5 protein-coding genes are annotated in these 4,328 nt (G+C 40.0%); 3 read left to right on the top strand and 2 right to left on the bottom strand.

The genetic code is table 11. From position 1 onward, the window contains the following. Positions 1–60: 60 nt before the first annotated feature. The 3 genes from B3Y13_RS07525 (at position 61) to B3Y13_RS07515 (ending at position 1,571) form a co-directional block, all read left to right on the top strand. Positions 61–225 carry an aminotransferase class I/II-fold pyridoxal phosphate-dependent enzyme gene (locus tag B3Y13_RS07525; protein WP_422664330.1) on the top strand — a complete coding sequence of 55 codons (165 nt, stop codon included), beginning with the start codon at positions 61–63 and terminating at the stop codon, positions 223–225. Next, positions 206–709, top strand: coding sequence for an aminotransferase class I/II-fold pyridoxal phosphate-dependent enzyme (locus B3Y13_RS07520; protein WP_296693686.1), 504 nt, complete (start codon positions 206–208; stop codon positions 707–709). The genes B3Y13_RS07525 and B3Y13_RS07520 overlap by 20 nt, the downstream gene beginning before the upstream one ends. 169 nt (positions 710–878) lie before the next feature. After that, on the top strand, positions 879–1,571 hold the full coding sequence (locus B3Y13_RS07515) for a metallophosphoesterase family protein (RefSeq protein WP_296667778.1): 693 nt from the start codon (positions 879–881) through the stop codon (positions 1,569–1,571). Here the strand turns inward: B3Y13_RS07515 and B3Y13_RS07510 are convergent. Both B3Y13_RS07510 and B3Y13_RS07505 read right to left on the bottom strand, forming a co-directional pair. Further along, positions 1,568–2,656, bottom strand: a complete 1,089-nt coding sequence (locus B3Y13_RS07510) for a formylglycine-generating enzyme family protein (RefSeq protein ID WP_296667776.1) — start codon at positions 2,654–2,656, stop codon at positions 1,568–1,570. The genes B3Y13_RS07515 and B3Y13_RS07510 overlap by 4 nt on opposite strands. Positions 2,657–2,789: 133 nt before the next feature. After that, positions 2,790–3,767 carry a magnesium transporter CorA family protein gene (locus B3Y13_RS07505; RefSeq protein WP_296024005.1) on the bottom strand — a complete coding sequence of 326 codons (978 nt, stop codon included), beginning with the start codon at positions 3,765–3,767 and terminating at the stop codon, positions 2,790–2,792. Between the last annotated feature and the right edge of the window lie 561 nt (positions 3,768–4,328).

Below are 4,328 nucleotides of genomic sequence, written 5' to 3'. Positions count from 1 at the left end.
TACAATATTCCGCTTAAAAAAATCCCGCTCAACGGCGACTGGACTTTGAGTAAAGAAAAAATGCTCGAAGCTGCAAACGAAAATGATTCTTCGATTATTTTTGCAAATCCGAACGCTCCAACTTCTCTTGGACTTTCTCGCAGTGAAGTTCGTGAAATGATAAAATCTGCTCCAAAAGACAGAATTTTTGTCGTTGACGAGGCGTATGTGGNNTTTTGGCGGTGAAAGCTGCATTCCTCTTCTTGCTGAATTTGACAATCTTGTAATCGTACGGACTTTTTCAAAATCGCTTTGCGGCGCCGGTTTGAGGCTTGGCTATGTTGTCTCAAGCCCAGAACTTGTAAATTATATTACGACTGTAAAAAATTCGCTCAATCATTTTCCTGTTGATTTTATGGCTCAGCAGGCTGGAATTGCTGCTTGCCGCGACACTGGCTATTATGCTGAATGTGCAAAAAGTGTTGCTTTTGAGAGAGATGAATTTATCGACTTTTTGAGAGCGCTCGGCTGGTTTGTCCTCGACAGCCAGACGAATTTTGTTTTTTGTAAAAAAGACGGCATTTCGGGCGAAGATGCGTACAAAAAAATCAAACAGGAAGGAATTTTAGTCCGGCATTTTAACACGCCGGGAATTGAAGATTTTTTGAGAATTACAATCGGAACTCACGAGCAGATGAAGACTCTTTGCGCCGTAATGGAAAATATTTAAGGAGGCATGATAAAATTACATCCTTGTAATTTTATCATTACAGTTTGCTCAAGCGTTGCTTTCGCAAACTGTGATTCTCGCCATCCGTGGCTCGCCGCTAACGCAGAGTTTTATTTATAAGAAGATAAGATAAAAATTACTTCCGTGTAATTTTTTAAAGGAGATAAAAATGAAGATTTTAATAATTTCTGATGTACATGGAAATGTCGAAAATATTGAAAAACTTTCTGAACAGGCAAAAAATGCAGATCTTGTTTTTTTTGGCGGCGATTTTGCAAAATTTAACTGTCCAGAAACTGGAAAACCTGCGCTCGAAGCGCTTTTAAAAAACAGCGGCTCGATTTTTGCAGTTCTCGGCAACTGCGACGAGCCGGATTTTATTTCTGAAATTGAAGACGCGGATATTTGTGTTCAAAAAAGCATGGTTTTTAAGGACGGACTTGTAATAGCCGGTAGCGGCGGAGGTTCAAAATTTAGCGGTGATACTCCGTTTGAACGCACAGAAGATGAACTTGTTCAGGATTTTGATGTAATAAAAAATTCTCTTTCTCAAATTGCTGATGACGACGGAAAATGCAGCAGCCTTGTTTTGATTATGCATAATCCGCCTAAAGACACAAAAACGGACGTTATTCCGGGAGGTATTCACGTAGGAAGCCAAAAACTGCGCGAGTTTATCGAAAACGTGCAGCCTGTTCTTGTTGTGACAGGGCATATTCACGAAAGCGCAGGAATTGACAAGATAGGAGAGTCTACCGTCATAAATCCCGGCGCACTTATGGAAGGAAAGTATGCGCTTGCCGAACTTAAGAAAACAGCCGGAAAATGGGTTGTAAAGTCGGCAGAATTGTGCAGCCTTTAGAAAGTGTTATTTTTTGATTGTGCAAGACGGAAGCCGAAGTAATCGTAAACTTCGTTCGGGTCAAAACTGTAACGGTCGCCGGCGCAATTAAACGGGGTGTAAAGCGACCAGCTTCCGCCTCTGCTTACTCTTTGGCTTCCTGCATCCGGACCTGTCGCCCTTGTGCCTGCCTCAACCGATTTGTAATTTCCAAACCAATCCCAGACAAATTCTAGAACATTTCCGCTCATATCAAAAATTCCTGCTCCATTTGGATTTCCGCTTCCAGGTTTTGGTTTTGCTCTTGTTTCAAACGGAGTTCCTGCTGTTCCGACTGTATGTGTAAACGAAGCGTTGTTTGCTGTCCAGGCGACTTCGTCTTCTAAAACAGAAAGGTCGGTTTTACCGTTTTCATCGATTTGTCCGCTCAAAATGTCGCCTCCCTGAAAACCTGCTTTTGTTTTTCTTGCGGCATATTCCCATTCTTCTTCTGCGGGAAGCCTAAAACCGTCAGCGTTCCAGTTGCATTCACACAAATCTAATTTTGTCGTATCTGTTGCATCGCGTAAGATTTTGCCTTCAAACGAGTAGCATGGCGTCAAGCCGTAGATTTCTGAAAAAGCGTTGCACCAGATTGCTGCGTCATACCAGCTTATCATAGTGACAGGTTCGTATTTTCCCCAGAGTGTTGGCTGCGCGCCGCGTTTTCCACGGCTTCCTTCCTGTCCTGGATTTAAAAATTTATAGCCTTTTTCTTCTGCTGTTGTCCTGACCGAATACCAAAGGCTGTAAGTTGTTTCCGTTCGGTTTATAAAAAAGGGCGTGATCCATCTTTTTTCTGTAAAAGACTGGCTTCCGTCGCCAATCACGTAGACGTCATACATTTCGCCGTCTTTTGGACCTAGTTCAACCATGTCGAGATCTGCAAACGAAAATTCTTCTTCGTCCAAATTTTTCTCCGGTTCTTCATTTTCGGAAAGAGCAGTCTCTTTTGTTTTTAACGCTTCATTTTCCGCATAATCGGCTTCTTCGCAAAATCCAAGTCCTGTAAAAAAAGCCAGCAAAAAAACAGCAAAAATATTTTTTACACAAATTGATTTTTTCATATTTTTTCTCTCAATTTTTATTTTCGGCCTATTCTGTCTGTTTTTTGAGAAATATTGCAGTTTTTTGATGGTGGTGGTGGGATTTTTCCCCTGCCACAACGTTTTTTTTCAGCAAAAGTCATTTAAGCCGAAACTATTTATTTTTCCAATGCCGTATTTTCTTTTTTATTTTTGACATAAAATTTATCAGAATAAAAGAACTCGTTGCTATTACAAAACAGCTTATGCATAGTACAATAAAACCTGTCCAGCTGTCGCTTTTGCTCCACGGAAGCCTTATATTCATTCCCCAAAAGCTTGTAATAAACGAAATCAGCATAAGTGCAATCGAAAAAACCGTCAGCTGCTTCATCGCCGCATTCATATTGTTTGAAATTACAGACGCAAAAGCATCCATTGTTCCAGTGATTGTCTGCGAATAAGTGTTTGCCATTTCCATCGCCTGCCTGTTGTCAATTTCAACGTCATCAAGCCAATCCTGATCTTCTTCATCAAATTTTATAATTTTAGTTTTTCGTATTTTTTCAAGCAAAAGCTGATTGCTTTTTAGCGAACTCGTAAAGTACATGAGTGATTTTTCGAGGTTGAAAAGCTGAATAAGCTCATTGTTTTCGATTGATTCCTGCAATTCCTGCTGGATCGAATTTGTGCTTCTGTTAATTTCTTTCAAATATCGCAAAAACATCGTATCCGCGCGGCTCAAAATTCTCGTAATAAACGCTGGAAAATCAGCAATGTTCAGGTCTTTAATCCTGTTTGCGCTCAAATCCTTCAAAACTTCGCAGTCAGTCCAGCAGAGAGTTATAATCGTGTTCTGAAAAATAATTGCGCCCATCGGAGCGGTATGGTAACGGACTTCAGAATTCGGCAAGTAAACTGGCAGCCTCATAATTGTAAGCACATAGCCTTCGCCTTGCTCAATACGCGGCAATTCGTCCGGGTCGAGAGAGTCAATAACATGGTCATGGTCGAGATTGTAAGTTTTTTCAAGAATCGAAATTTCTTTTGAATTTACGTTTCTTGCGTCAACCCAAACCCTTTCATCTTGATTTAATTCGTTTCTGTCTTTTTTTACAAAAATTCCGTTTTCTTGCTGCCAATAACTAATCATTTTCTTAAAACCAAATCAAACGATTTTAGCACGAATCTTAACAATCGGGCAACTTTCGCATTTTTTTAAGCAGATAATTTACAGAAAACTAATTTTTAGCGGGGCCATTTTTGCTTCGCAAAAACCGGGTGCTTCATGGTTCCATTGCAAAACTTCGTTTTGCAACGTGCTTTGCACGCCATTACGCCCCCTTGTCCATTTTTTTTGTTTTTCTTCAAAAAAAAATTGTCGTTTTTTAATGTTTAGAGACAATTAAATATGAGAAGGCATGATAAAAGCCACAGTTTGTCCAAGCGTTGCTTGCGAAAACTGTAATTCTCGCCATCCGTGGCTCGCCGCTAACGCGGAGTTTAATAAGGAGAGTGTAATAAAAACTTTGTCCGAGATAGCGTCAAAGCTTTTATTCACAAGTTTGCGTTGCAAACTTTCTTATCATCTTTTGTTTCTCGCTTTCGTTGCGAAACAGCTTAAAAAGTCAATTCTAAAACTGAAGTTTTAATCTTGACTTTTTATGGGAGTGTAAGATAAAAACAGCCGAAAATGACGTCTGTTTTTATCTTT

The organism is Treponema sp. UBA7567, from assembly GCF_002476655.1.
In the GTDB taxonomy this organism is placed as follows: Bacteria; Spirochaetota; Spirochaetia; order Treponematales; family Treponemataceae; genus Treponema_D.
Note: the sequence above shows the minus strand (reverse complement) of the source record. Positions and strands in the feature narration are given on the sequence as shown.